This is a genomic window from Microbacterium sp. cf332 (assembly GCF_900102175.1).
Taxonomy (GTDB): domain Bacteria; phylum Actinomycetota; class Actinomycetes; order Actinomycetales; family Microbacteriaceae; genus Microbacterium.
Map to the genome: position 1 here is coordinate 393,125 of NZ_FNKN01000001.1, position 25,122 is coordinate 418,246.

General features: G+C 69.9%; 21 protein-coding genes. 6 read left to right on the plus strand and 15 right to left on the minus strand.

From position 1 onward, the window contains the following. Nucleotides 1–31: 31 nt before the first annotated feature. Nucleotides 32–1,729 (plus strand): long-chain-fatty-acid--CoA ligase, encoded by a 1,698-nt coding sequence (locus BLT21_RS01815; RefSeq protein ID WP_091498303.1) that lies wholly within the window; start codon nucleotides 32–34, stop codon nucleotides 1,727–1,729. A 17-nt stretch (nucleotides 1,730–1,746) separates the two neighbouring features. On the opposite strand, the gene ligA is transcribed toward BLT21_RS01815, so the two are convergent. Together ligA and BLT21_RS01825 are read right to left on the minus strand one after the other, a co-directional pair. Then, complete coding sequence (ligA, locus tag BLT21_RS01820; RefSeq protein ID WP_091498308.1) at nucleotides 1,747–4,059, minus strand: NAD-dependent DNA ligase LigA; 2,313 nt, start codon at nucleotides 4,057–4,059, stop codon at nucleotides 1,747–1,749. Nucleotides 4,060–4,068: 9 nt separating this feature from the next. Continuing rightward, nucleotides 4,069–4,749, minus strand: coding sequence for a DUF4166 domain-containing protein (locus BLT21_RS01825; protein WP_091498312.1), 681 nt, complete (start codon nucleotides 4,747–4,749; stop codon nucleotides 4,069–4,071). A 25-nt stretch (nucleotides 4,750–4,774) separates the two neighbouring features. On the opposite strand from BLT21_RS01825, the gene BLT21_RS01830 reads away from it, so the two are divergent. Next, nucleotides 4,775–5,791, plus strand: a complete 1,017-nt coding sequence (locus tag BLT21_RS01830; protein ID WP_091500637.1) for an epimerase — start codon at nucleotides 4,775–4,777, stop codon at nucleotides 5,789–5,791. Here the strand turns inward: BLT21_RS01830 and mnmA are convergent. Both mnmA and BLT21_RS01840 read right to left on the minus strand, forming a co-directional pair. After that, the gene (mnmA, locus tag BLT21_RS01835) at nucleotides 5,748–6,845 is read right to left on the minus strand and encodes a tRNA 2-thiouridine(34) synthase MnmA (protein WP_091498316.1); all 1,098 of its coding nucleotides are present in this window, start codon (nucleotides 6,843–6,845) and stop codon (nucleotides 5,748–5,750) included. The genes BLT21_RS01830 and mnmA overlap by 44 nt on opposite strands. A gap of 9 nt (nucleotides 6,846–6,854) precedes the next feature. Next, nucleotides 6,855–8,036: a cysteine desulfurase family protein gene (locus tag BLT21_RS01840; protein WP_091498319.1), complete on the minus strand. Its 1,182-nt coding sequence runs from the start codon at nucleotides 8,034–8,036 to the stop codon at nucleotides 6,855–6,857. A gap of 44 nt (nucleotides 8,037–8,080) precedes the next feature. Between BLT21_RS01840 and glgX the strand changes: the two genes are divergently transcribed. From glgX to glgB, 3 genes are read left to right on the plus strand one after another with little or no spacing between them, the layout of a single operon-like run. Beyond that, on the plus strand, nucleotides 8,081–10,150 hold the full coding sequence (gene glgX, locus BLT21_RS01845) for a glycogen debranching protein GlgX (RefSeq protein WP_091498323.1): 2,070 nt from the start codon (nucleotides 8,081–8,083) through the stop codon (nucleotides 10,148–10,150). 47 nt (nucleotides 10,151–10,197) lie between these two features. Beyond that, nucleotides 10,198–12,282, plus strand: a complete 2,085-nt coding sequence (locus BLT21_RS01850) for an alpha-1,4-glucan--maltose-1-phosphate maltosyltransferase (protein WP_091498326.1) — start codon at nucleotides 10,198–10,200, stop codon at nucleotides 12,280–12,282. Beyond that, nucleotides 12,279–14,429, plus strand: a complete 2,151-nt coding sequence (gene glgB, locus BLT21_RS01855; RefSeq protein WP_091498330.1) for a 1,4-alpha-glucan branching protein GlgB — start codon at nucleotides 12,279–12,281, stop codon at nucleotides 14,427–14,429. The genes BLT21_RS01850 and glgB overlap by 4 nt, the downstream gene beginning before the upstream one ends. Nucleotides 14,430–14,503: 74 nt before the next feature. Here glgB and BLT21_RS01860 read toward each other — a convergent pair whose 3' ends face one another. Together BLT21_RS01860 and BLT21_RS01865 are read right to left on the minus strand one after the other, a co-directional pair. After that, the gene (locus BLT21_RS01860) at nucleotides 14,504–15,457 is read right to left on the minus strand and encodes a tetratricopeptide repeat protein (RefSeq protein ID WP_091498336.1); all 954 of its coding nucleotides are present in this window, start codon (nucleotides 15,455–15,457) and stop codon (nucleotides 14,504–14,506) included. Beyond that, the gene (locus BLT21_RS01865; RefSeq protein WP_176786782.1) at nucleotides 15,458–17,242 is read right to left on the minus strand and encodes a DUF8094 domain-containing protein; all 1,785 of its coding nucleotides are present in this window, start codon (nucleotides 17,240–17,242) and stop codon (nucleotides 15,458–15,460) included. A 155-nt stretch (nucleotides 17,243–17,397) separates the two neighbouring features. Between BLT21_RS01865 and BLT21_RS01870 the strand changes: the two genes are divergently transcribed. Next, the gene (locus BLT21_RS01870; protein WP_091498343.1) at nucleotides 17,398–18,468 is read left to right on the plus strand and encodes an AI-2E family transporter; all 1,071 of its coding nucleotides are present in this window, start codon (nucleotides 17,398–17,400) and stop codon (nucleotides 18,466–18,468) included. 3 nt (nucleotides 18,469–18,471) lie between these two features. Here BLT21_RS01870 and BLT21_RS01875 read toward each other — a convergent pair whose 3' ends face one another. The 9 genes from BLT21_RS01875 to rpsB all read right to left on the minus strand — a co-directional run bounded on the left by BLT21_RS01875 (nucleotide 18,472) and on the right by rpsB (nucleotide 25,061). Then, nucleotides 18,472–19,212, minus strand: coding sequence for an alpha/beta hydrolase (locus BLT21_RS01875; protein ID WP_091498346.1), 741 nt, complete (start codon nucleotides 19,210–19,212; stop codon nucleotides 18,472–18,474). Beyond that, nucleotides 19,209–19,490, minus strand: coding sequence for a hypothetical protein (locus BLT21_RS01880; RefSeq protein WP_091500638.1), 282 nt, complete (start codon nucleotides 19,488–19,490; stop codon nucleotides 19,209–19,211). Before BLT21_RS01880 ends, BLT21_RS01875 begins: the two co-directional genes overlap by 4 nt. A gap of 11 nt (nucleotides 19,491–19,501) precedes the next feature. After that, nucleotides 19,502–20,188, minus strand: coding sequence for an aggregation-promoting factor C-terminal-like domain-containing protein (locus BLT21_RS01885; protein WP_256335881.1), 687 nt, complete (start codon nucleotides 20,186–20,188; stop codon nucleotides 19,502–19,504). A 45-nt stretch (nucleotides 20,189–20,233) separates the two neighbouring features. After that, nucleotides 20,234–20,800 (minus strand): DivIVA domain-containing protein, encoded by a 567-nt coding sequence (locus tag BLT21_RS01890; RefSeq protein WP_091498350.1) that lies wholly within the window; start codon nucleotides 20,798–20,800, stop codon nucleotides 20,234–20,236. Beyond that, nucleotides 20,797–21,807, minus strand: a complete 1,011-nt coding sequence (locus tag BLT21_RS01895; protein ID WP_091498354.1) for a phosphatidate cytidylyltransferase — start codon at nucleotides 21,805–21,807, stop codon at nucleotides 20,797–20,799. Before BLT21_RS01895 ends, BLT21_RS01890 begins: the two co-directional genes overlap by 4 nt. 5 nt (nucleotides 21,808–21,812) lie before the next feature. Continuing rightward, nucleotides 21,813–22,367, minus strand: a complete 555-nt coding sequence (frr, locus tag BLT21_RS01900) for a ribosome recycling factor (protein WP_091498359.1) — start codon at nucleotides 22,365–22,367, stop codon at nucleotides 21,813–21,815. 54 nt (nucleotides 22,368–22,421) lie between these two features. Continuing rightward, on the minus strand, nucleotides 22,422–23,141 hold the full coding sequence (gene pyrH / locus BLT21_RS01905; RefSeq protein WP_091498362.1) for a UMP kinase: 720 nt from the start codon (nucleotides 23,139–23,141) through the stop codon (nucleotides 22,422–22,424). 87 nt (nucleotides 23,142–23,228) lie between these two features. Then, nucleotides 23,229–24,056 (minus strand): translation elongation factor Ts, encoded by an 828-nt coding sequence (gene tsf, locus BLT21_RS01910; protein ID WP_091498365.1) that lies wholly within the window; start codon nucleotides 24,054–24,056, stop codon nucleotides 23,229–23,231. A 105-nt stretch (nucleotides 24,057–24,161) separates the two neighbouring features. Beyond that, a complete protein-coding gene (gene rpsB, locus BLT21_RS01915; RefSeq protein WP_091498368.1) occupies nucleotides 24,162–25,061 on the minus strand; it encodes a 30S ribosomal protein S2 in 900 nt (299 codons plus the stop codon). Between the last annotated feature and the right edge of the window lie 61 nt (nucleotides 25,062–25,122).

Below are 25,122 nucleotides of genomic sequence, written 5' to 3' on the forward strand. Positions count from 1 at the left end.
GGATCGACGCTGAGACCCGTAGGGTGTCAGCGTGACGACCTACGACCCGCCACGCCCCTGGATCGCCAGCTACGCCGACGGGGTGCCGGAGGATCTCCCACCCATCGAGGGGTCGCTCGTCGACATCGTCGCGAGATCGGCGCGTGAGCATCCCGACGCCCCCGCCCTCGAATTCTTCGGGCGCACGATGTCGTACCGGCAGATGCAGGAGCGCATCGATCGGGCGGCCGCCTATTTGCGCGACGCCGGTGTCCGGCGCGGTGACCGGGTCGCGATCGTGCTGCCGAACTGCCCGCAGCACATCGTCGCGTTCTACGCCGTGCTGCGACTCGGGGCCGTGGTCATCGAGCACAACCCGCTCTACACGCCGCGCGAGATGCGCAAGCAGTTCGAGGACCACGGCGCGAAGGTCGCGATCGTCTGGAGCAAGCTCGTCCCCGTGCTCCTCGACTTCCCGGACGATCTCGCCCTGAGCGCGGTCATCGGCGTCGACATCACGACGGCGATGCCGTTGCACATGCGCGCGGCGCTGCGTCTGCCGGTCGCGAAGGCCCGCGCCTCGCGCGACGCTCTCACCGCACCGATCCCGCGGCATCGGGTGCACGGCACCTGGTCCGAGGCCGAACGGCACGCGCCGCTCCCGCCGACCCATGTCGGCCCCACCACGGGCGACCTCGCCCTCATCCAGTACACGAGCGGCACGACGGGCACACCGAAGGGCGCCGCGCTGACGCATCGCAATCTCCTCGCGAACGCCGCGCAGGCTCAGGCATGGGTGCCGACGATCGATCGGGGCGCCGGCTGCGTCGTCTACGCCGTGCTGCCCATGTTCCACGCCTACGGGCTCACCCTCTGTTTGACCTTCGCGATGTCGATGGGCGCGCGGCTGGTCCTCTTCCCGAAGTTCGATCCCGATCTCGTTCTCGCCGTCCACAAGCGGCACCCCGCGACTCTCCTCCCCCTTGTCCCCCCGATCGCCGAGCGGCTCCTGGCGGCCGCCGACGCGGCCGGCATCTCGCTCGCCGGGACCCAGGTCGCGATCTCGGGCGCGATGGCCCTCCCGCACGAGCTGGTCGTGCCGTTCGAAGCGTCGACGGGCGGGTACCTCGTCGAGGGGTACGGTCTCTCGGAGTGCTCCCCCGTGCTGATGGCCAATCCGGTGGCCGAGAACCGCGTGCCCGGTACCGTCGGGCTGCCGCTCCCGGGCACCGAGTGCCGCGTCGTCGACCCGGACGAACCGACGCGCGATGTCGAGCCGGGTGGACGCGGTGAGCTGCTCGTACGGGGGCCGCAGGTCTTCAGTGGCTACTACGGCAAGCCCGAGGAGACCGAGAAGGTCTTCGTCGACGGCTGGTTCCGCACCGGCGACATCGTGACGATCGACGATGCGGGGTTCGTCCGGATCGTCGATCGCATCAAAGAGCTCATCATCACCGGCGGGTTCAACGTCGCTCCGACCGAGGTCGAGATCGCGTTGCGGCAGCACCCGCAGATCGCGGATGCCGCGGTGGTGGGGCTCCCCAGCGAGCACTCCGGCGAGGACGTCGTCGCCGCCGTCGTCGCGGCGCCCGGGGCGACGATAGACGAGGACGATGTGCGAGCCTTCTGTCGCGGCATCCTGACCGCGTACAAGGTGCCGCGACGCATCGTGGTCGTCGACGAGCTCCCCAAGTCGATGATCGGCAAGGTGCTCCGGCTGCAGGTGCGCGACCGCCTGCTCGCCGGCTGACCGCTCCTCTCGACGGTTCAGGCGTCGAGAGCAGCCGGCCCCTGCTCGACGAGGAGACGGAACTGCGCGGCGTCGATGATGCGCACGCCCAGCTGCTCGGCCTTGCCCAGTTTCGATCCCGCTCCGGGGCCGGCCGCGACGAAGTCGGTCTTCTTCGAGACGGACGAGCCCGCCTTGCCGCCCGCAGCGAGGATGGCCTCCTGCGCCCCCTCACGCGTGTAGCCGTCGAGCGAGCCCGTCGCGACGACGGTGATGCCCTCGAGCACTCCCCCTTCGACGACAGCGGCACCGGGCCCCGGGTGTCCGGGTACCTCCAGACGGGCACCCGCGGCCGCCCAGCGCTCGACGATCTCGCGATGCCAGTCGACCTCGAACCAGTCGATCAGCGAGTCGGCGATGATGCCTCCGACCCCTTCGACAGCCGCGAGCTCGTCTCGGGAGGCAGCGCGGATGGCAGCGATCGAGCCGAACCACTGCGCGAGGGCGCGAGCGGCGACGGGGCCCACGTGGCGGATGCTCAGCGCCACCAGGAACCGCCACAGCTCCTTGGTCTTGGCCTTCTCGAGCTCCTCGAGCAGCTTCGTCGCCTGAGCCGAGGGCTGAGGCCCCGTGAGCCCCTCCTTCTTCTCAGCGGCCGACGGGTTGCGGCGGAACGGCGCGCGCCGCACCGGCTCGCCCGACCTCTCGTCGACGCGCGGCTCGCCGGTCTCGGAGTCGCGGACGATGACCTCGATCGGGACGAGACGATCGAGGGTGAGCTCGAAGAGCGCGGCCTCGGTCACGAGCGGCGGCGAGTCGTCCCCGAGCGGCTGTGTGAGGGCTGCTGCCGTCACCTCGCCCAGGGCCTCGATGTCGAGCGCGCCGCGGGATCCGACGTGCTCGACGCGCCCCCGGACCTGTGCCGGACAGGAGCGCGCGTTGGGGCAGCGAAGATCGATGTCGCCCTCCTTGGCGGGACGCAGCGTCGACCCGCACTCGGGGCAGTTCGTCGGCATGACGAATGCCCGCTCGGTGCCGTCGCGCAGTTCGACGACCGGCCCCAGCACCTCGGGGATGACGTCACCCGCCTTGCGGAGGACCACCGTGTCGCCGATGAGAACGCCCTTGGCTCGCACGACGTCCTGGTTGTGCAGGGTGGCCTGACGCACCACGCTCCCCGCCACGCGTGCCGGAGCCATCACGGCGAAGGGAGTGGCACGTCCGGTGCGTCCCACTGAGACGACGATGTCGAGAAGCTTCGTGTTGACCTGCTCCGGCGGGTACTTGTAGGCGATCGCCCAGCGCGGCGCACGGCTGGTCGCGCCGAGCTCGTCGTGGAGGACCAGCTCGTCGATCTTCACGACGACCCCGTCGATCTCGTGCTCGACGCTGTGACGGTTCTCGCCGTAATGCGCGACGTACTCCAGGACTCCGTCGACGCTCTCGTGGGTCTGGGAGTGAGGGCTGATCGGCAGACCCCACTCGTGCAGCAGGTCGTAGACCTCGCTCTGCGACGAGACCGGCGGATTCTGCCACGCTCCGATGCCGTGGACGTAGAGCCGCAGCGAGCGGACGCGCGCCTCGGCGGCCTCGAGTTCGAGCCCGGTCTTCTTGTCGAGCTGCTGGCGCAGGCCCCCGCTCGCCGCGTTCCGAGGATTCGCGAAGGCCGGAAAACGGCGCTCGGCGCTGATGCGCGCGCGTTCCTCGTCGAAGCCTCGGGCTCGGGCGCGGGCGTCAGCCACGACCCGATCCCGCATCTCGGCCTGCAGCGCGTTGAGGGCGGCGAACTCGGCGACCGGGATGAACACCTCGCCGCGGACCTCGACGATAGGAGGGTGTCCGGAGCCGTCGAGCCGCGGGGGGATGCCCGACACGCGGAGCGCGTTGACCGTGACGTCCTCGCCGACGCGACCGTCGCCCCGCGTCGCCGCCGAGGTCAGGACGCCGTTCTCGTAGCGCAGGCTGATCGCGAGTCCGTCGATCTTGAGCTCGGAGAGCCAGCGCACGCCTCGGCCGGCCGACCCGGCCGCCTTGACGCACCAGTCGGTCAGCTCCTGCGGGGAGAACACGTTGTCGAGGCTGAGCATCCGCTCGGCGTGAGTGACAGGCGCGAAAAGGGTCGACTCCGCGGCACCGACGGTCTGCGTCGGCGAGTCCTGCGACTGGAGCTCCGGATGGAGCCGTTCGAGCTCGTCGAGCCGGCGCATCCAGCCGTCGTAGGTCGCGTCGTCGACGACCTCCGCATCGCGACCGTAGTACGCGTCGCGGGCCGCGGTGATGCGCTCGACGAGCCGACGCGACTCGTCACGCGCCGCGTCGAGGGTGATCTCGGGGAGTTCTCCGTCTGCCACCTCGTCAGTCTAGGCAGGGGGCACGACGCCGCCGACGGGGTTTCCGCCTACCGAGCGGATGCGGTAGACGAACCGTCCCCGGTAGCGGAAGACCTCGCCCAGCCCGCGCACCCGGACGCGGACGTCGACCTCTTGCCGTGAGGGGTCGTCGGAGTCGACGCGCTCGTCGACGGTGACCCGCGCGACCGAGGGAAGCGGGATGCGGATCGGTCCGACATGCAGGGCGAGGGCGACCGAGCGGAGCCGGAGTCCGTCCGCGCGCACCTGGGGCCGCAGTCGCACCTCGAGTCCGCCGCGGTGTCCGAGGCGGTCGACGATCAGCCCGTCCGGGCCGGCCGTCATCGCATCGACCATGCGCTGGCGACCGCCCGGGAACATGAAGTCGCGACAGGCGCTCAACGAGCCGTCCGACTCGGGCGTGTTGACGACGGTGAAGGGAACACTCGTGGCTGCGTCGGGGAACAGCACTCCACGACCGGCGAAGAGCCTCATGAGGGGCCGGAGAAAGCGGGGTCCGACGTAGCCCGCGTGCTCGTAGACCCCACGCCCGACGCCCTCACAGCCGCGCGGGATCGCTCCGAAATAGCGCCGCAGTGATGGCGGGAGGACTGCGAAGCCACCGCCGATGGCCTGCTGATACACCGAACGCTCGGACGGACCCCTCGGCACGGCATCCTCATTGCTGAACATGTTCAGAAACTACTACGCTGTGGTCATGCACGGAACACTCCCCCGGGCGGTCGTCGCCGGATCGTCGGGTTTCATCGGCTCTGCGGTGGTCGAGGCGCTCGAGGCCGACGGTTACACCGTCGTGCGGATCGGCCGCCACGCGGCGACCACGTGGACCGATGCGGATGCCGTCGACGCCGCGGTCGACGGCGCCGACCTGGTGGTCAATCTCGCGGGCAAGTCCGTGGACTGCCGGTACACCGACCGCAACCGCGGGGAGATCCTGCGGTCGCGCGTCGCGACCACGCGGGCATTGGCGGCAGCCGTGTCCCGTGCCTCACGACCCCCACGCCTCTGGGTGAACGCCTCGACGGCGACGATCTACCGCCACGAGACGGTCCGGGCGAACACGGAGCAGCGCGGGATCCTCGGCGCGGGGTTCTCCGTCGACGTCGCCCGGGCGTGGGAGGAGGCGTTCTTCGCCGACGAACTGCCGGGCACACGGCGGGTCGCGCTGCGCATGGCGATCGTCATCGGACCGGGCCCGGCGATGGCGATGCTGCTGCGACTCGCCCGCTGGGGGCTGGGCGGCCCGCAGATCGACGGCCCGCTCATCCCTCATCGTCGCTATCGGGGCATCGGCGACCGTCCCACCGGCGACCGAGCGGCCTGGCACCGCACGCGCGGACGGCAGCGGTTCAGCTGGGTGCACCTCGACGACGTCGTCGGAGTCCTGCGATTCGTGCGCGACCACGAGGACATCGCCGGCATCGTGAACGTCGCGAGCCCCCTCGCCTCCGACAACCGCACCCTGATGCGGGAGCTGCGGTCGGTCACGGGCATGCCGATCGGGCTCCCCGCGTGGCGATGGATGCTCGAACCGGCGATGTGGCTGCTTCGCACCGAGCCCGAGCTCGTCCTGAAGAGCCGCTGGGCGGCTCCCGAAGTCCTGCTGGAGTCCGGCTACCGGTTCCGGCGCACCGACCTCGGCGCGGCCCTGCGTGCCGCCTCGGCGGAGATCAGGCGTGGGCCGGAACGGCCGAGACGGTCCGGTCGATCGTGAACTGACCGATCACGCGCGTGCCGTCGTAGATGACCGCGGTCTGCCCGGGCGCGACACCGTCGAACGGAGTCTCCGGCACGATCACGATCTCGTCGTCCCGCAGCTCCGCCCGAGCGGGCACGGGATCGGCATGGGCGCGGATCTGCGCCTCGCAGACGAAGGACCGCTCGCGCGGGCTCCGGCCCGCCCACGTGAAGCGTCCGCCGCCGATCTCCGCGGTGGCCAACGCCTCCTTCGGGCCCACGACGACGCGGTTGTCGACGGGACGGACCTCCAGGACGAAGCGCGGTTTGCCGTCGGACGCCGGGACTCCGAGCTGCAGCCCTCGCCGTTGACCCACGGTGAATGCGTGGGCGCCCGCGTGCGTGCCGACGACGGCACCCGATCTATCGACGATCTCACCCGCCTCGGCGCCGACCTTGTCGGCGAGCCAGCCGCGGGTGTCGCCGTCGGGGATGAAGCAGATGTCATGACTGTCGGGCTTCTGCGCGACGGTCAGGCCGCGCTCCTCCGCTTCGGCACGGACCTCGGCCTTCGACGGCGTCGTGCCCAGCGGGAAGTACGTGTGAGCGAGCTGCTCGGCCGTCAGCACCCCGAGCACGTACGACTGGTCTTTCGCGGCATCCGATGCCCGGTGCAGCTCACGCCCGTCCGGTCCGTCGACGAGCAACGCGTAATGCCCGGTGCAGACGGCGTCGAATCCGAGTTCGAGTGCCCGCTCGAGCAGCGCCGCGAACTTGATCTTCTCGTTGCACCGCATGCACGGGTTCGGCGTGCGCCCAGCCTGGTACTCCGCCACGAAATCGTCGATGACATCTTCGCGGAAACGCTCCGAGAAGTCCCAGACGTAGAACGGGATGCCGAGCCTGTCGGCAGCACGGCGGGCGTCCATCGCGTCCTCGATCGTGCAGCATCCCCGACTGCCGGCGCGGAGCGTGCCGCCCGCACGCGACAGGGCGAGATGCACTCCGACCACCTCGTGTCCGGCGTCGACGGCGCGCGCCGCGGCGACCGCCGAGTCGACGCCACCGCTCATCGCAGCCAGTACTCGCATATGCCCAGTCTACGGGCGGGCCGCGTGACCGGCTCGGGCCGCGCGGGCGCGACGATGCGCCTCCGGGAGCGCGGCGAGGAACGCGTCGACGTCGGCGGCGGTGCTCGTGCGACCGAGCGTGAGACGCAGCACCGACCGGGCGTCCTCGGTCGAGCGGCCCAGCGCGAGGACGACGTGCGAGGGCTTTGCCACCCCCGCTTGACACGCGGAGCCCGTGGAGACGGCGATGCCCTGCGTGTCGAAGAGGAACAGGAGGGTCTCGCCGATCGTCCCGGGGAACAGCACGTGGACGTTGCCCGGCAGCCGGTCGTGGAGGTCCCCCAGGATCTCCGCCGACGGTACGGCGGCGCGGATGCCCTCGATGAGCCGCGCCCGCAGCGCTTCCAGTCTCGCGGTTTCGCGCGGGCGCTCGGTCTCGGCGGCGGCCAGAGCTGCCGCGAAGGCGGCGGCGCCGGCGACATCGGGGGTGCCGGCGCGAAGTCCGCGCTGTTGTCCTCCGCCGTGGGCGAGCGGGGTGAGCTCCGCGTGCCGCGACACCACGAGGGCCCCCGTGCCGATGGGAGCCCCGACCTTGTGCCCCGAGACCGACATCGCCACGAGCCCGCCGGATGCCGATCCGGCGCCGCGCCAGCCGGAGAAGTCGAGCGGGACCGCCCCGAGCGCGGCGACCGCGTCGAAGTGCAGCGGGGTGCCGGCGTCGGCCGCCGCCCGGGCGAGCTCGCCCGCGTCGTTCCGCGTGCCGATCTCGTTGTTCGCGACGAGTGCCGTGGCGAGCGCGGCACCCGGCAGCGCCGCGGCGAACGCGCCGGGGTCGATACGGCCGAGAGCGTCGAGCGGCACCGATCGCACGGTCGCCCCCCACCGCGATGCCAGCCAGGCGACGGCGTCGAGCGTTGCGTGATGCTCCCCGTCCGGAAGCACGACGGGGGCCGCGGCGTCGCCGGCGAGCCAGAGGCCCTTGACCGCGAGGTTGACGGCCTCCGTGCCGCCGGAGGTGAAGACGACCTCGATGGGCTCGCATCCGAGCGCGCGGGCGACGCCGTCGCGGGCGTCCTCGAGCATCCGGCGCGCAGCCTGTCCCGCACCGTGCACGGATGAGGCGTTGCCGACGGTCTCGTGCGCGGCGAGCCACGCATCACGGGCCTCCGGCCGCAGCGGCGTCGTCGCAGCGTGATCGAGGTAGACGACCATCGCACCTCCCGAAGCGCTCACCGTCGCTCATTACTGTAGATCGCATGCGCGACAGCACGAGCCCCGGTGGACTCCACGACCCGCGATTCGACGACCTCGGGGTCACGCTGCACGGCGACGGCGGCACGCTCCGCGTCTGGTCGGAACACGCGAGCGCGATCGACGTCGTGATCTTCGATGAGGACGACCTGGACTGGGCCGTCGACGAACGCCCTCTCGAGGCCGTCGGAGATGGCATCTGGGAGGCCCGCCTCGCGTCCCTGCGCCCGGGGGTGCGCTACGCCCTGCGCGTCGACGGGCCGCACGCGGCAGGGAACGTCTTCAACCCGCAGACGCTGCTGCTCGATCCCTACGCCCGGGGCGTCGTCTCGGGCGCACCCGGTGATCATCGGTCCGTCGTCGTGGACTCCGCCTTCGACTGGGGCGGGGTGACGAAGCCCCGGGTCCCTCGGGACCGGATGGTGATCTACGAGGCCCACGTGAAGGGGCTGACGAAGCGGCACCCCGACATCCCGCCCGCCCTGCACGGCACGTACGCGGGTCTCGGGCACCCCGCGATGATCGAGCACCTCGTGTCGCTCGGCGTCACGAGCGTCGAACTGCTGCCCATCCATGCGTTCGAGAGCGAACCGCGCCTCCTCGCGCTGGGGCTGGCGAACTACTGGGGGTACAACACGCTCGGCTTCTTCGCTCCGCACGCGGCGTACGCGACGCAAGATGCGCGACGCGCCGGAGCCGGGGCCGTCGTGGACGAGCTCAAGACGGCGATCCGCGATCTCCACGCCGCGGGCCTCGAGGTGATCCTCGACGTCGTGTACAACCACACCGCCGAACTCGAGCTGGGAGGCCCCCGCTCGAGCTTCCGCGGCATCGACAACCGCGCCTACTACCGCCAACAGGACGACGGGTCGTACATCGACGTGACGGGATGCGGCAACGCGGTCGACACCTCCGACCCGGGAGTCGCGCGCCTCGTCCTCGACTCGCTGCGCTATTGGAGCCGCGAGATGCAGGTCGACGGCTTCCGCTTCGATCTCGCGGTCACCCTCGGGCGGAACGCCGCCCACGCGTTCGACCCCGCTCACCCGCTGCTGCGCGCCATCGCCGAGGACCCCGTGCTGCGCGGCGACAAGATCATCGCGGAACCCTGGGACATCGGGATGGGCGGTTGGCACACCGGGGGCTTCGGCGACGGCTGGCAGGAGTGGAACGATCGCTACCGCGACGGCGTCCGCAACTTCTGGCTGAGCGACATCGACTACCTGCGTCGAGCGGGAACCTCCCCCGCGGGTGTCGGCGGCATCGCGACCCACCTGGCCGGCTCGGCACCGCTTTTCGGTGCTGACCGCGGCCCGCTCGCGGGCGTGAACTTCGTGACGGCGCATGACGGCTTCACGCTGCGCGACCTCGTCTCCTACGACGTCAAGCACAACGAGGCCAACGGCGAGCACGGCAGGGACGGAGCGGACACGAATCGCTCGTTCAACCACGGAGCCGAAGGCGAGACCGACCGCGAGCCGATCCTGGCGGCGCGCCGTCGCTCCATCCGGAACCTCGCGGGCACGCTGCTGCTCTCCGCCGGTGTGCCGATGCTGACGGCGGGCGACGAGCTGGGCCGCACCCAGCTCGGCAACAACAACGCCTACTGCCACGACGGCCCGCTCACCTGGGTCGACTGGCAGCTCGCCGACTGGCAGGTCGAGCTGCTCGAGCACATGCGGACCCTCATCCGCCTGCGGGGCGAGAACGCCGCGCTCCGCCCCGTTCGGTACGCCGATATCGACGACGACGTTCCCGAGGCATCGATCATGCACTGGTTCGACGCGAACGGCACGGGGATGTCGGACGCGCGCTGGAACGACCCGGAGCAGCGCACGCTGCAGTACCTCGCCACCTCGACACCAGCCCACGAACCCCTCAACCGCGTACTCGTGATCGTCCACGGCCGCGAGGACGATGCGGAGGTCGTCCTCCCCGCCGTCGACGGTGTGGACTCCTACGTATCGCTGTGGTCGAGCGAAGAGGAACGACCCGGTGGCCCCCGGGTCCTCTTCGCTCCCGGCGACCGCATCGCGCTCTCGGGGCCGACCCTCCATTTGCTTAGAGCGGAGTGAGGCGCAAGCCCGTTTTTCGAACCCGCCCACCGCGATAGGTTCGTGCCGTGGCATCATCGACGCGCACGACCGCACCCGCCCCGTTCCGCAGCACCGCCGAGATCCCGGGCCGCCCCGCCGCGCCCGCTCCTTCGGCGGGCGACACCGCCACGGGGCGCATCCCGTTGCAGCGACCCGCGCCGGCCGTGCCGGAGGACCGCTTCCGTCCGTCGGCCTTCGTCGGCGAGGCGGTCCCCTTCCGCGTCACCGCGTTCCGCGAGGGCCACGACCTGATCGGCGTGCACCTTCGGCTGGTCTCCCCGACCGGGGACGAGTCGCTGCACCGGCTCTCGCCGCTCAACGACGGATTCGATCGATGGTCGGTCCTCGTGGCTCCGCTCGCCGAAGGCGTGTGGCGGTTCCGATTCGAGGGATTCGGCGACGACTACCGCACATGGCAGCACGCCGCGGCCATCAAGATCGCGGCCGGCGTCGACGTCGAGCTGATGCGCGAGTCGGGCGCGCTGCTGCTGCAGCGCGCGGCCACGGACAAGAGTCGTCCGGCCTCCGAGCGGAAGGCCCTCGACAAGGCAGCCGCGCGGCTGCGGGATGCGTCCGCCGACGCGGTCGACGCGCTCGAGATCGTCCGTGACTCCGAGATCGCCCGCATCTTCGCCGACCGGCCGCTGCAGTCCCTGGTGACCGTCGGCGAGGAACGCGAGCTCCTGGTGGAACGCGAGCGCGCCGGCGTCGGCGCCTGGTACGAATTCTTCCCCCGCTCCGAGGGTGCGCGGCGTCAGGATGACGGCACCATCGTGAGCGGCACGTTCATCACGGCGCGCGAGAGGCTCGCGGGTGTGTCGGCCATGGGCTTCGATGTCCTGTACCTGCCGCCGATCCATCCGATCGGTCACGCGCACCGCAAGGGCCCGAACAACACGCTGACAGCAGGCCCGAACGACCCCGGCTCGCCCTGGGCCATCGGCTCGGCCGACGGCGGTCACGACACCGTTCACCCCGACCTCGGCACCCTCGAGGACTTCCGCGGCTTCGTCGTGGCGGCGGCCGATGCCGGCCTCGAGGTCGCGCTCGACCTCGCCCTGCAGGCCGCTCCCGATCACCCCTGGGTGGCCGAGCACCCCGAGTGGTTCACGACGCTGCCCGACGGCTCGATCGCGTACGCGGAGAACCCGCCCAAGAAGTACCAGGACATCTACCCGATCAACTTCGACAACGACCCCGTCGGCATCCGAGCGGAGGTGCTCCGCGTCGTCCGGCACTGGATCGCCCAGGGCGTGCGGATCTTCCGCGTCGACAACCCGCACACCAAGCCGTTGCAGTTCTGGGAGTGGCTGATCGCGACGGTGGCCGACGAGACGCCGGGCGTCGTGTTCCTCGCCGAGGCGTTCACCCGCCCCGCACCGATGCAGGGACTCGCGATGGCGGGCTTCCAGCAGAGCTACTCCTACTTCACGTGGCGCAACACGAAGGAGGAGCTCGAGGAGTTCCTGGGCTCGGTCGCGCACGACACCGCCGACTTCATGCGCCCCAACCTGTTCGTGAACACCCCCGACATCCTCACCGAGTACCTGCAGTACGGCGGTCGGCCCGCGTACAAGGTCCGTTCCGCGATCGCCGCCACCGCGGGAGCGTCGTACGGCGTCTACGCCGGTTACGAACTCGTCGAGAACGTCGCACGGCCCGGATCCGAGGAGAACATCGACAACGAGAAGTACGAGTACAAGTTCCGCGACTGGTCCGGGGCCGAGGAACGAGGCGAGTCGCTCGCCCCGTTCCTCACACGGCTCAACGAGATCCGCCGCGCGCATCCGGCGCTGCGCCAGCTGCGGAACATCGACTTCCACTGGTCCGACGACGACTCGATCCTCGTGTTCTCGAAGCATCTCCCTGCTGCGCTCACGGCGGACGGGCGGGCCGACACGATCCTCGTCGTCGTCAACGTCGACCCGCACTCGGCCCGCGAGACGACCGTGCATCTCGACACGACCGTCTGGGATGTCGCGCCCGGCGATGCGTACGAGGTCGAGGACCTCCTGAGCGGCGCGACCTGGACCTGGCACGACCACAACTACGTGCGCCTCGACGCCTTCGTCGAACCGGTGCACATCCTGCACGTGAAGGAACGCCGATGAACGCCCCCGCTGACCACGTCCTCGACTCGGTCGCCACCGGCTCGTACCACGCACCCCACGACGTACTGGGGGTTCATCAGACATCCGACGGGTGGGTCATCCGCGTGCGCCGCCCGCTGGCCCGCGCCGTCACCGCGGTCTTCGCGACGCAGCCGGAAGCCTCGTTCCGGCACCTGCGCGGAGGCATCTGGCAGGCCGACCTCGACGAGAGCCCCGAGGCGTACCGCATCGTCGCCACCTACGACGACGCTCCGGCCTGGGTCTCGGACGACCCGTACCGGCACCCGCCGACGATCGGCGAACTCGACCTCCACCTCATCCGCGAGGGCCGTCATGAGGAGTTGTGGCGCGTCCTCGGGGCGCACGTCCGCCTGCTCGCCGGGGTACCCGGGGTGTCGTTCTCGGTGTGGGCGCCCAACGCCCGGGCCGTCCGTGTCATCGGCGACTTCAACGGCTGGGACGGGCAGGGGCACTCGTTGCGGTCGATGGGTGAGTCGGGGGTGTGGGAGCTGTTCGTTCCGGCCCTTCAGGCCGGGGCGGCCTACAAGTTCCAGATCCTGACTCCCGACGGCGCCTGGATCGACAAGGCGGACCCGATGGCCCGCCGCGCCGAAGTACCGCCGGCGACCGCGTCGATCGTCGCCGACAGCGACTACGCCTGGCAGGACGACGACTGGCTGGAGCGACGCGGCACGTCCACCCCGGTGTCGCAGCCGATGTCCGTGTACGAGGTGCATCTCGCCTCGTGGCGCGCCGGTCTCGGATACCGTGAAGCGGCCGATCAGCTGATCGACTACGTGCGCGAGCAGGGCTTCACCCACGTGGAGTTCCTCCCGCTCGCGGAGCACCCCTTCGGCGGTTCCTGGGGCTATCAGGTGTCCGGCTACTACGCCCCGACGAGTCGCTTCGGATCGCCGGACGATCTCCGATACCTCATCGACCGTCTGCACCAGGCCGATATCGGCGTCATCATGGACTGGGTCCCCGGGCACTTCCCCAAAGACGCCTTCGCCCTGGCAGGCTTCGACGGGCGTCCGCTCTACGAGCACCCCGACCCCCGGCGCGGCGAGCACCGCGACTGGGGCACCCTCATCTTCGATTACGGCCGCAACGAGGTGCGCAACTTCCTCGTCGCCAACGCGCTGTACTGGTTCGAGGAGTTCCACGTCGACGGTCTCCGGGTCGACGCGGTCGCATCGATGCTCTACCTCGACTACTCACGCGACGAGGGTCAGTGGGAGCCCAACATCCACGGCGGACGCGAGAATCTCGAGGCGATCGCATTCCTCCAGGAGGTGAACGCCACCGCCTACAAGCGCTACCCGGGCATCGCCATGATCGCCGAGGAGTCCACCAGCTTCCCTGGCGTCACCGCGCCGACCGAGCACGGCGGTCTGGGCTTCGGCTTCAAGTGGAACATGGGCTGGATGAACGACTCGCTCCGGTACATCGAGCGAGACCCGATGTACCGCGGACACCACGAGGGAGAGCTCTCGTTCTCGTTCGTGTACGCCTTCACAGAGAACTTCGTGCTGCCGATCAGCCATGACGAGGTCGTGCACGGCAAGGGCAGTCTCTTCACGCGGATGCCGGGCGACCACTGGCAGAAGCTCGCGAACATGCGGGCGTACCTCGCGTACATGTGGGGCCACCCGGGCAAGCAGCTGCTCTTCATGGGTCAGGAATTCGGCCAGATGTCGGAGTGGTCCGAAGCGCGTGAGCTCGATTGGTGGATGCTCGACCAGCCGGCACATCGTGGCCTGCACGCCTTCGTCGCCGACATGAACCGGGCCTACCGCGAGCAGTCGGCGCTGTGGTCGCGTGACTCCGACGGCGCGGCCTTCTCCCGCCTCGGCGCCCCCGACTGGAACCCGAATGTGATGGCGTTCGCCCGTCGCGACAACCACGGCAACACCGTCGCAGTCATCTGCAACTTCTCCGGCGTCCCGTTGCACGACTACACCCTCGAGCTCCCCGCCGACGGAGCGTGGCGCGAGGTCCTGAACAGTGACGCAGAGGCGTACGGCGGTTCGGGGGTGGGCAACTTCGGCTCGGTCCATGCCGCTGACGGACGAGCGACCCTGGTCGTCCCGCCGCTCGGTGTGCTCTGGCTCCACCACGGCGCGACCACCGGCGAGACGGCCTAGGCGGGCGCGGCGGGATCGGACGACACCTCCGGGCAATCACGATTCCCGCCGCAGCGCGCCGAGGCGCCGTGCTGTCAGAACAGCAGCGAGGTGAGCCGGCGGCGGGCGGTGAGCACCCGCGGGTCGGCGTCGCCCACGAGACCGAACAGTTCGAGTAGGCGCTCGCGGACGGCGACGCGCTTCTCGCCGTCGACGTCGGCGAACAGGTCCAGTAGCCGGCCGAAGGCGTCGTCGACGTGACCGCCGGCGACGTCGAGATCGGCGACGAGCAGCTGGGCCTCGACGTCGCGCGGGGCTGCGGCGGCGGCGGCGCGCGCGCCGACGAGGTCGACACCCTGCACGCGGTCGAGGAGCCGGACCTGGCCCAGCCCCGCGGCGGCATCCGCGTCGCGGGGATCCTCCGCGAGAGCCTGCTCGTACGCGCTGATGGCGCGGGGGTAGTCACCCGCCTCGATGGCGGCGAACGCCTCCGCGTGGAGCGGCGGCAGCGGGGGCTCGGCGACCTCGTCGGCGTCGGCGGCCTCGCCGGCCACCGGCAGGGTTCCCGTGACGCCGTGCTGAGCGGCGAGCTGCAGAAGCTGAGCGAAGACCTCGCGCACCTGCTGTTCGGGTACCGCGCCCGTGAAGAGCGGCACCGGCTGTCCGGCGACGAGGGCGACGACCATCGGGATCGACTGAGCACGGAATCCCTGGGCCAGTTGCGGATTCGCGTCGACGTCGACCTTCGCGAGGACCACACGGCCCGCGAGCTCGATCACGACCTTCTCGAGGACCGGGCTGAGCTGTTTGCAGGGCCCGCACCACTCGGCCCAGAGGTCGACGACCACCGGCACGGTGCGCGAGAGCTCCAGGACGTCGCCGAACGTCTGATCGGTCACGTCGAACACGAGCCGGGATGCGCCCGGCTGATCGCCCGTCGCGGCCGCCGGCGCCCCGGCGCCCGTCGGAGCGGGAGACGTCGGCCGATTGCGCAGCGAGGAAAGATCGAGGGCGCCGCGCAGCACGGCGCTCGAGGAGGGATCGCTCATTCAGACAACCTTCGCGGAGAGGACATTGGAACGGTAGCCGAGGAACTGGATCGGGGCCGATGAGCCCGCCCCCGGCACGAAGAAGAACAGCTGGTCGGCATAGGTCGTGGTGAAGCCCGTCGACGACTGCGACACTCCGGTGAGCGCACTCGCGACCGGATTCGTGTCGGGCACGTTGATCACGGCATCCGGGTTGCTCGGCGTGAAGGTGTGGTCCTCGGTGATCGTCACGGCCACGACGGCGCCGCTCTCGAGGGTCTGGAGCGCGATCGGCGCCTGCGTGCCGGCCTGTGTGGTGAACGACACGACACCCGTCTCGGCGCCGGTCTGATTGAAGTCGTTCACGATCTGCTCGCGGTTGCTGGCCACACCGTTGCGGAAGGCGTCGCCGTCGGCCTCGAACAGCTGCGCGAACGGGCTCGCGTCACCGTTGGTCAGCAGGTCGGCATAGGCCGCGGCCAGATCCTGCGGCGGCAGCACCAGGAACGGCGAGTCGGGAGCGACCTGAGCCGCCCCGAGGTAGTCGGGGGCGAGCTCGGGGAAGGTGTCGGTCGCGAGCTCGGCGATATAGCCGAGCTTGTAGTTGTCCCACGGATCCTGCTGGGTGACCGTCATGATCGTGTCGGAGGATCCCTCTTCCCCTTCGACGACCGCGAGGAAGGTGCGCGGCCACTGGTCGAAGGTCTCCGGGAGCAGGATCTCGAGCGGTTCCGCGGGGATCGGGGGCAGCGGTGCACGGTCGGCGATCTTCGAGCGCAGCGTGTAGTTGGTCTCGCGCTCGGCGAGGGCCGGGCCGGCCAGACGCGTCGCGGCGAGGGCCGCGTCTGCGCTGCCGTCCGCCTCGGACACGTCTTCGGCGATACGCGTCAGGATGCGCTCCGCCTGCGGGCGCGTGACGGCGGGCGGCGCCTGGTCGGGGTCGGCGACGACGGTGGCGGTCGGCGAGGGGGTCTCGGTCGGCGCGAGCTGCGGCCATGCGTCGGCGGAGCAGCCGGAGAGCCCGATGATCGACACGAGCGGAAGCGCGACGAGCGCCTGCCGCCCTCGGGTGAGACGACGTCGCGGTGGCGTCGACGAGATGACGCCCTGGGCTTCGGCCTCGAGGGAGACGTCGATCGGTTGCGTCGCAGTCATCGGCAGGCCCTTCCGTCGCGGCCCGCGCGAGCGCCGCAGGTGACGCCACCCCAGCGCGTACATCACGATGCCGAACGCCAGCAGGATGCCGCCTCCGACGATGAGGGGGCCCGCCCAGGGAGTGTTCGACTCGATCGGCCAGGTCACCCGGATGTCGGCCGGGGCCGCCGCCGTGCCGTCCGACGCGATGAGGACGCTCATGTCGTCGGGCAGCTGCAGCGACGTGGTGAGCGCATCGTCGCGCTGGAACTCCTCCAGCCAGAGGTCGGAGCCGATCGGCGACGGCATCGCCGGCAGCGCTCCGTCCTCGTTCGCAGCGGGGGCAGCGGATGCCGCGACCGCGGTCGTCGTGATCGCGCCCTCGTCGTCGACACCGAGGCGTGCGTAGTCCGTGCGGGCGAGCCAGGCCGACACGTCGGAGGTGCGGCCGTACGCGGCGAAGACGGTGCCCGAACCCTCGATGCTCAGGCTCTGCGCGCCCTCATGGGACGTGAGCACCGACCCGTCGAGAAGCGTGAACGGCGCGTCGCCCGCGACCGTGACCGACTCGGTGACGGTCTCGGGACCGCGCAGGACGGTTCGCTGCGCGATGCCCGCACCGATCATGACGGTGGCCAGGACGAAGGCGACGACAGCCCACACGAAACGCACGAAGAAACACCTCTCCACATCCGGAACGGGACCACCGAACGCTTGATCGACGTTCCAGAGTATCGAAAACGACCTGAAAGCGTCGTGCAAGGGGCGCCTCCCCCCGAAACCGCCCGCCGATCGTAAAGTGAGGTCATTCGACCCCGGAGGCGTTCGTGAAGATCCAGAACCCGTTTCGCACCGCACTGATCGCCACTCTCGGCGTCGGTGTCGGCATCGTCATCATCGGTGGCGTGCAGACGCTCTCCACGATCCTCCTGTACGTCGGGACGGCTCTGTTCCTCGCCCTCGGCCTCGACCCGGTCGTCTCGTGGCTCGAGCGACGACGACTTCCCCGGTGGGCCGCGCTGCTCATCACCTTCGCCGCACTCCTCGCGGCGTTCGCAGGCATCATCCTCATGGTGGTCCCGATCATCGTGACGCAGATCTCTCAGCTGGTCGCGGCCATCCAGGATCTCGTGACGAACGGCAACTGGGACCCCGTCTCGGCCGTGAAGGACTGGCTGACGGTCACGTTCCCGCAACTGAACGTCGACGAGCTCTTCCAGTACCTGTCCGACTGGTACAACTCGCTCGACATCGGTGAGATCGGCGGCTCGATCACCGGGTCGATCATCCTCATCGGCGGGGGCATCATCAGCGGCTTCACGGGCGCCGTGATCGTCCTGATCCTCACCATCTACTTCACGGCGTCGACTCCGAACCTCAAGGCAGCGGTCTACCAGCTCGTTCCGGCATCGCGCCGGCCGCGCTTCGTCGACCTCGCCGAGCAGATCACGGCATCGGTCGGGTTCTACGTCATGGGTCAGGTCTCGCTCGGCGTCATCAACGGCGTCCTGAGCGCGATCTTCCTGAGCGTCATCGGCGCCCCGTTCCCCGCCGTCCTCGCCGTCATCGCCTTCTTCTTCTCGCTGATCCCCCTCGTCGGCACGCTCACCGGTTCGGCGATCATCGTGCTGACCTGCCTCATCCCGGGGCTGTCGGAGCCGCAGACGGCGCTCTGGGCGGCGATCTGGTACCTCGTCTACATGCAGGTCGAGGCGTACTTCATCTCGCCGCGCATCATGAACCGGGCGGTCTCGATCCCCGGAGCGGTCGTCGTCATCGCCGCTCTCGCCGGCGCCGCTCTGGGGCAGCTGCTCGGTGCCCTCGTGGCGATCCCCGTCGCGGCGAGCATCCTGATCATCTACCGCCAGGTCGTGATCCCGCGCCAGAACGAGCGCTGAGGCTCAGCCGGCGGTCGCGGCGTCGTCGAGGTCGTCCCACTGCTCGGCGAGCGGCAGCGCGTCCGGGTTGACGGCCGCGACGATCTCGGTCAGCACGCGCCGGGTCTGGTTCTCGCCGACCCACAGGTGCTTGCCCCCCTCGACGGGGATGAGCGTCGCGTGCGGGATCGCGGCGAAACGTTCCCGGGCCTCGGCGGGCCGCAGGTAGTCGTCGAGTTCCGGCACGAGCACGACGACGCGCCGGTCGTCCCCGGCCCAAGCGGCGACCTCGTCCGCCGTGGCCCGGTGCAACGGCGGCGAGAGCAGGATGACGCCCTCGATGTCGTGGTCGCGCCCGTACTTGAGCGCGAGCTCGGTGCCGAAGGACCAGCCCACGAGCCACGGACGCGGGAGCCCCCGCTCCGCGACGAAGGACATCGCGGCGGCGACGTCGAAGACCTCGCCGACCCCTCCGTCGAAGGTTCCCTCGCTCGTGCCCCGCGGGGACGTCGTGCCCCGGGTGTTGAAGCGCAGCACGGCCAGATCCGCGAGCGCGGGCAGTCGGCCCGCCGCCTTGCGGAGGATATGCGAGTCCATGAACCCGCCCGCTGTGGGAAGCGGATGCAGGGTGACGAGGGTGGCCACCGGGTCGCGGTGCGCCGGCAGCGCGAGCTCACCGACGAGCGTCAGGTCGTCGAGCGTGCGCAGCTCGACGTCCTCGCGCCGTGCGGGGAGCTGTACGGGTCCGCGAATCTCGAAGCTCATGCGATCCTCCAACATGCCGAGTGCCAGTGACGACGAGCGGCCAGGTCGGCGGCGTCGCCCATCACGCCGTCCGCCCGCCAGGCGACCAGGTGAGCGGTGCCCGGGGTGACGTCGCGTCCGCAGCCGGGGCAGACATAGGTCTTCTGCGCCTGCGAGGCGGAGACCGGCTGCACGGTCCACGACGCGCCCCGTCGCGTCTCGGTGCGCTTCCAGCCGTTGAGCAGCCGGTCGAGAGAGTCGTCGGGCGGTTCCGGGCGACGCCTATTGGAGCGGGGCATGGCGACCGCCGTCACCACCAGTGGTTGCTGGTCCAGAAGGCGTGCGCCTCCGCCCAGCTGCCGTAGCGGCCGACGGCGTAGCCGTTCGCCCACCGGAGGTTGTCGACGGGATCGTAGCCGCTCCCCGGGACCTTGCTGCAGGGGTAGGCCTGCACCAGTCCGCATGCGCCGGACGAGGCGTTCGTCGCATTCGGGTTCCAGCTGCTCTCGCGCGAGACGATGTAGTCGACGTAGCCCCAGTCGCTCTCCGCGATGCCGGCGGCGCTCAGCCAGTCGGACGACGACCCGCCGCCGCTGTACTTCACGGGCGCTGAACGCGACGAGCCCGCCCCCTCGCCCGACACCGGTGTCGGGGTGGGCGTCGGTGTCGGCTTGGGCGTCACGTACACCGTGAAGCCGCTCCGGTCGAGCTGCACCGACGATGACGACGCCGGGTCGCCGCCTGCATCGGTGACCAGCGCCTGTGCATCGCTGCGCGAATCGGCCCAGAGCGAGACGACCTCGACGGGCTTCTCCTGCGCCACCGCGAGAGCCGTGCCGAGAGGCGCGAGCGCACCGCCCGCCATTCCCACGGCGGCGACGGCGGCGAACACCGAGACGACCCCTCGTCGACGCGACCACCGGGATGCCGTCGGCTTCGAGACGCGGGCGACACCGGTGCGCGTGCTGCGCCGGGCGAGAGCCGAGGAGGAAGTCACGATGACATCGAGTTTAGCCAGACGGAGACGAGGTCTCCATCCCGCTCAGCCGATGGCGAGGATGACCGACACGACCCCGTCGAGCACCGCGTCGACCTGTGCCTCGCGGTAGCCGCCCCGCTGCATCCGGAAGGCGACGGACCGGACCTGCTCCACGGTCAGGGCCTCGCCGGACTCGAGGTAGCGCGAGATCCGGTCGGTCACGAGATCGACCTCGTCGACGCGGTAACCGTACGACAGCACGCCGACGCGGTCGAACCGCTCGCGCTCGGGCCGCGACAGCCGATCGAGGATCTCCTGAGCGAGATTGCGCGAGCGTCCGACCCAGGCACGCGCACCGGCGCGCGAGAGCGCCAGCTCGCGCTCACGCGCTGCGAACGCGTCCTCGATGCGCCCGACGGCGGCGTCGACGGGTGCGACCGCGTAGCCGCCGCGGACGAGCGGGAACGCGGTGCGCCGGATGGCGACCGAGTCGAGCTCGTCGTCGGCGCCTTCGAACGCCTCACGCGCGCGGCGCAGGAACGTGTCGACGGCGGCCCTGTCGTAGCCCTTGGCCCTGCCCGGCACCTCGGGGAAGGGACGGGAGGCTGTCGCGGTCTCGGAAGAGGTCATGAGATCACCAGGGGGGACAGAGCGTGGAAGAGCACGAGCGCGACGACCGTGGACGGCAGGATCGAGTCGAGGCGATCGAGCACTCCCCCGTGGCCGGGCAACCAGGAGCTCATGTCCTTGATCCCGAGATCGCGCTTGATCATCGACTCGGCCAGATCGCCGACCGTCGCGGACGCGAGGACGGCGACGCCGATGATGACGCCGGTCCACGCCGGCAGACCGAGGAGCAGCCACGCGAATCCGACGGCGACCACGATCGCTACCACACCGGCTCCGGCGAAGCCCTCCCAGGTCTTCTTGGGGCTGATCCGCGGAGCCATCGGGTGCTTGCCGAAGGCGAGGCCTGCCGCGTACGCGCCGGTGTCCGCACCGACCACGACGGCGATCATCGCGAGCACCCAGAACTCGCCACCGTCCTGGCGCAGCAGGATCAGCAGCAGGCTGCCGAAGAAGGGCACGTACAGCTGCACGAATCCGCTGATGAGGACATCGCTGAACACCTCGCCGTAGCGACGGCTGTCGACGCTGACCATCTGCGCGAGCAGACGCCACACGATGACCGAGACCACGGCGGCGAACACCACGACCCAGTGCGTGCCCGCGTCGAGGAAGAAGCCCGCGGCGAGCACCGCGGCGCCGGCGACGAGCTGCGGCCCGACGTCCACCCGGCGCCCCGCAGCCTGCAGGGCACGCACGAGCTCGAAGACGCCGAGCAGCGCGACCGGAATCGCGAAGAGGACGAAGACCCACTTCACGAACACCAGCGAGCCGATGACGACGACGCCGATGGCGATGCCGATGAGGGTCGCCAGGAACAGGTTCCGTCCGGTGCGGGCGTTGATCCGTTCGTTGGCCTGCTCGAAGTCGGCGCGAGCCTTGCCGATCTGGTTCTCGAACTCTGTCCGCGCGGCACGCACCTGATTGTGGAACGTCGAGTCGCCGTGCTCACGCGAACGGGAGCGCTCCCGCTCGGAACGAGACGGGGCGCCATCCTCCGGTGCGCTCATGAGGGTCAGACCTCGAGGAGCTCAGCCTCTTTGCGCTTGAGCGCGTCGTCGATCAGATCGACGTGAGAACGGGTGAGGCCGTCGAGCTCCTTCTCGGCGCGGACGAGCTCGTCCTCGCCGACGTCGCTCTTGAGCCCGTCGAGCTCGTCCTTCGACTTGCGTCGGATCCCGCGCAGGTGGACCTTGTGGTCCTCACCCTTCGAGCGCACGAGCTTCACGTACTCCTTGCGACGCTCCTCGGTCAGCTCGGGCATGGTCACGCGGACGATGTTGCCGTCGTTGGTGGGGTTCACGCCCAGGTTCGGGGTGTCGCGGATGGCCTGCTCGATCGCCTTGAGCGCCGACTTGTCGTAGGGCGTGACGATGATCGTGCGCGCCTCCGGGTTGTTCAACGACGCGAGCTGCGCAAGGGGCGTCGGAGAACCGTAGTAGTCGACGAGGATCTTCTGGAACAGCGCCGTGTTGGCCCGTCCCGTGCGCACGGTGGAGAAGTCCTCCTTGGCCGCCTCGACGGCGCGTTCCATGCGGGCTTTCGTGTCAGCGAGGATCTCGGGGATCACGTCACTCCATTCGTCGGTACGTCCGGTCAAGTCTAGTCTGCGAGTGGCCGCGACTCACGCGGTGACGAGCGTGCCGATACGCTCGCCCAGCAGAGCCCGTGTCACATTGCCGGCCGGCTCCATACCGAAGACGCGCATGTCGATGCGGTTGTCCATGCACAGGCTGAACGCGGTCGAGTCGACGACCTTGAGGCCCTTCTGCAGCGCCTCACCGTAGGTGATGCGATCGATGCGCTCCGCGGTCGGGTCCTTCTTGGGATCGGCGGTGTACACCGCGTCGACGCCGTTCTTGGCGACGAGCACCTCGTCGGCCTTGATCTCGAGCGCACGCTGAGCCGCGACCGTGTCGGTCGAGAAGTAGGGCAGCCCGGCGCCGGCGCCGAAGATGACGACGCGTCCCTTCTCCATGTGCCGCTCGGCCCGCCGCGGGATGTAGGGCTCTGCGACCTGCGTCATCGAGATCGCGGACTGCACGCGTGTGGCAGCGCCGGCCTGCTCGAGGAAGTCCTGCAGCGCGAGGGAGTTCATCACCGTGCCGAGCATCCCCATGTAGTCGGCGCGCCCGCGGTCCATGCCGCGCTGGCTCAGTTCGGCACCGCGGAAGAAATTACCGCCGCCGACGACGATGGCGACCTCGACCCGGTCGACCGCCTCGGCGATCTCACGCGCGATCTGGCCCACGACATCCGGGTTGACACCCAGCTGACCGCCTCCGAATGCCTCACCCGACAGCTTCAGCAGGACGCGCCGGCGCCCGGTCTTCTCATCGTTCATCGTGTCCCTCTCGTCGCTGTGTTGCAGAGTATCGCCCGGACGGGCATGGAAAAGGCCCGCATCCGAGGATGCGGGCCTTTTCGACTGTTACGCGCCGACCTTGAAGCGGGCGAAGTCGGTGACCGTGATGCCGGCGTTCTTCGCGACCTGTGCGACGGACAGCTTGTTCTCCTTCGCGTAGTCCTGGTCGAGCAGGGCGACCTGCTTGAAGAACGCGCCGACGCGTCCCTCGACGATCTTCGGGAGCGCCGCCTCGGGCTTGCCCTCGTTGCGGGAGATCTCGGTGACGATCTCACGCTCCTTCTCGACATCGGCCTCGGGGACGTCCTCGCGCGACAGGTAGCTCGGGTTCGCGAACGAGATGTGCTGCGCGATCGAACGAGCGGTCTCGGCATCCGAGCCCGAGTACGCGACGACGACGCCGATCTGGGGCGGGAGGTCCTTGCTCGTCTTGTGCAGGTAGACCTCGAACGCGTCGCCGGTGAGCGTGCGCACGCGGCGGAGCTCGACCTTCTCGCCGATGATCGCGGCCTCGTCGTTGATGAGCTGTTCGATGGTCTGCCCCGAGGCGTCGGCGGCCAGGGCGGCCTCGACCGAGTCTGCGGAAGCAGCGGACGCAGCGTCGGCGACCTTGTCGGCCAGCGCGATGAAGCGGTCGTTCTTGGCGACGAAGTCGGTCTCGCAGGCGAGCTCGACGAGGGTGACCTTGCCACCCTGCTCACGCGCGACGACGAGGCCCTCGCTCGTGGAGCGGTCGGCACGCTTCGCGTTGCCCTTCGCGCCCTTGAGGCGCAGGATCTCGACGGCCTTCTCGACGTCGCCGTCGGCCTCTTCGAGGGCCTTCTTGGTGTCGACCATTCCGGTGCCGAGCTGCTCGCGCAGAGCCTTGATGTCGGCGATGGTGAAGTTTGCCATGAGTGGCGGCTCCTTCTGTCTGTGGGAAATCTCGTGGATACCGATCGGCGCGGCCGGGCTCAGCCGCGGCCGCGCCGATCGTAGCGGGTCTGGAGGACGCGCTGATTACTTCTCGGTGGCCTCGGCCTCTGCGGGCTCGGCCTCGGCGCCCTCGACCTCGGCGGCGGAGTCGTCCTGAGCCTCGGCACCGGCCTCGTCGGCAGGCGTCTCGGTCGCGGCGACCTCAGCGGCGGCGCCCTCGGCCGGGGCGCTCTCCAGAAGCTCGCGCTCCCAGTCGGCGAGCGGCTCGGCCTCGGCCGACTCGTCGGTGGGCTGGTGACGCTGGATGAGACCCTCGGCGGCGGCGTCCGCGACGATGCGCGTGAGCAGGCTCACCGAGCGGATGGCGTCGTCGTTGCCGGGGATCGGGTACTGGAACTCGTCCGGGTCGGCGTTCGTGTCGAGGATGCCGATCACGGGGATGCCGAGCTTCTTGGCCTCGTCGATGGCGAGGTGCTCGCGCTTGGCGTCGACCACCCAGATCGCGGACGGGGTCTTCTGGAGGTTGCGGATACCACCCAGCGACTTGTGCAGCTTGTCGAGCTCGCGCTTCTTGAGCAGGAGCTCCTTCTTGGTGAAGCCGCTCGCGGCGGGGTTCTCGAAGTCGAGCTCCTCGAGCTCCTTCATGCGTGCGAGGCGCTTCGAGACCGTCTGGAAGTTGGTCAGCAGACCACCGAGCCAGCGCTGGTTCACGTACGGCTGACCGACGCGCGTCGCCTGCTCGGCGATGACTTCCTGCGCCTGCTTCTTGGTGCCGACGAAGAGCACGGTGCCGCCGTGGGCGACAGTCTCCTTGACGTACTCGTACGCCCGGTCGATGTACGACAGCGACTGCTGCAGGTCGATGATGTGGATGCCCGAGCGCTCGGTCAGGATGAAGCGCTTGACTTTCGGGTTCCAGCGGCGGGTCTGGTGCCCGAAGTGGACGCCGCTGTCGAGCAGCTGGCGAATGGTGACGACGGCCATGGCCGTTCTCCTTCTGTTTCGGTTGATTCCCCGGACCGACGGTCCGGTGTTCCTGGTGCCC

What these genes read in the sequence shown, in the direction of transcription:
- BLT21_RS01825 (WP_091498312.1), bottom strand. Translation starts at nt 4,749, where the DNA reads ATGTTCAGCAATGAGGATGCCGTGCCGAGGGGTCCGTCCGAGCGTTCG.
- BLT21_RS01830 (WP_091500637.1), top strand. Translation starts at nt 4,775, where the DNA reads ATGCACGGAACACTCCCCCGGGCGGTCGTCGCCGGATCGTCGGGTTTC.
- mnmA (WP_091498316.1), bottom strand. Translation starts at nt 6,845, where the DNA reads ATGCGAGTACTGGCTGCGATGAGCGGTGGCGTCGACTCGGCGGTCGCC.
- BLT21_RS01840 (WP_091498319.1), bottom strand. Translation starts at nt 8,036, where the DNA reads ATGGTCGTCTACCTCGATCACGCTGCGACGACGCCGCTGCGGCCGGAG.
- glgX (WP_091498323.1), top strand. Translation starts at nt 8,081, where the DNA reads ATGCGCGACAGCACGAGCCCCGGTGGACTCCACGACCCGCGATTCGAC.
- glgB (WP_091498330.1), top strand. Translation starts at nt 12,279, where the DNA reads ATGAACGCCCCCGCTGACCACGTCCTCGACTCGGTCGCCACCGGCTCG.
- BLT21_RS01860 (WP_091498336.1), bottom strand. Translation starts at nt 15,457, where the DNA reads ATGAGCGATCCCTCCTCGAGCGCCGTGCTGCGCGGCGCCCTCGATCTT.
- BLT21_RS01875 (WP_091498346.1), bottom strand. Translation starts at nt 19,212, where the DNA reads ATGAGCTTCGAGATTCGCGGACCCGTACAGCTCCCCGCACGGCGCGAG.
- BLT21_RS01880 (WP_091500638.1), bottom strand. Translation starts at nt 19,490, where the DNA reads ATGCCCCGCTCCAATAGGCGTCGCCCGGAACCGCCCGACGACTCTCTC.
- BLT21_RS01890 (WP_091498350.1), bottom strand. Translation starts at nt 20,800, where the DNA reads ATGACCTCTTCCGAGACCGCGACAGCCTCCCGTCCCTTCCCCGAGGTG.
- BLT21_RS01895 (WP_091498354.1), bottom strand. Translation starts at nt 21,807, where the DNA reads ATGAGCGCACCGGAGGATGGCGCCCCGTCTCGTTCCGAGCGGGAGCGC.
- pyrH (WP_091498362.1), bottom strand. Translation starts at nt 23,141, where the DNA reads ATGAACGATGAGAAGACCGGGCGCCGGCGCGTCCTGCTGAAGCTGTCG.
- tsf (WP_091498365.1), bottom strand. Translation starts at nt 24,056, where the DNA reads ATGGCAAACTTCACCATCGCCGACATCAAGGCTCTGCGCGAGCAGCTC.
- rpsB (WP_091498368.1), bottom strand. Translation starts at nt 25,061, where the DNA reads ATGGCCGTCGTCACCATTCGCCAGCTGCTCGACAGCGGCGTCCACTTC.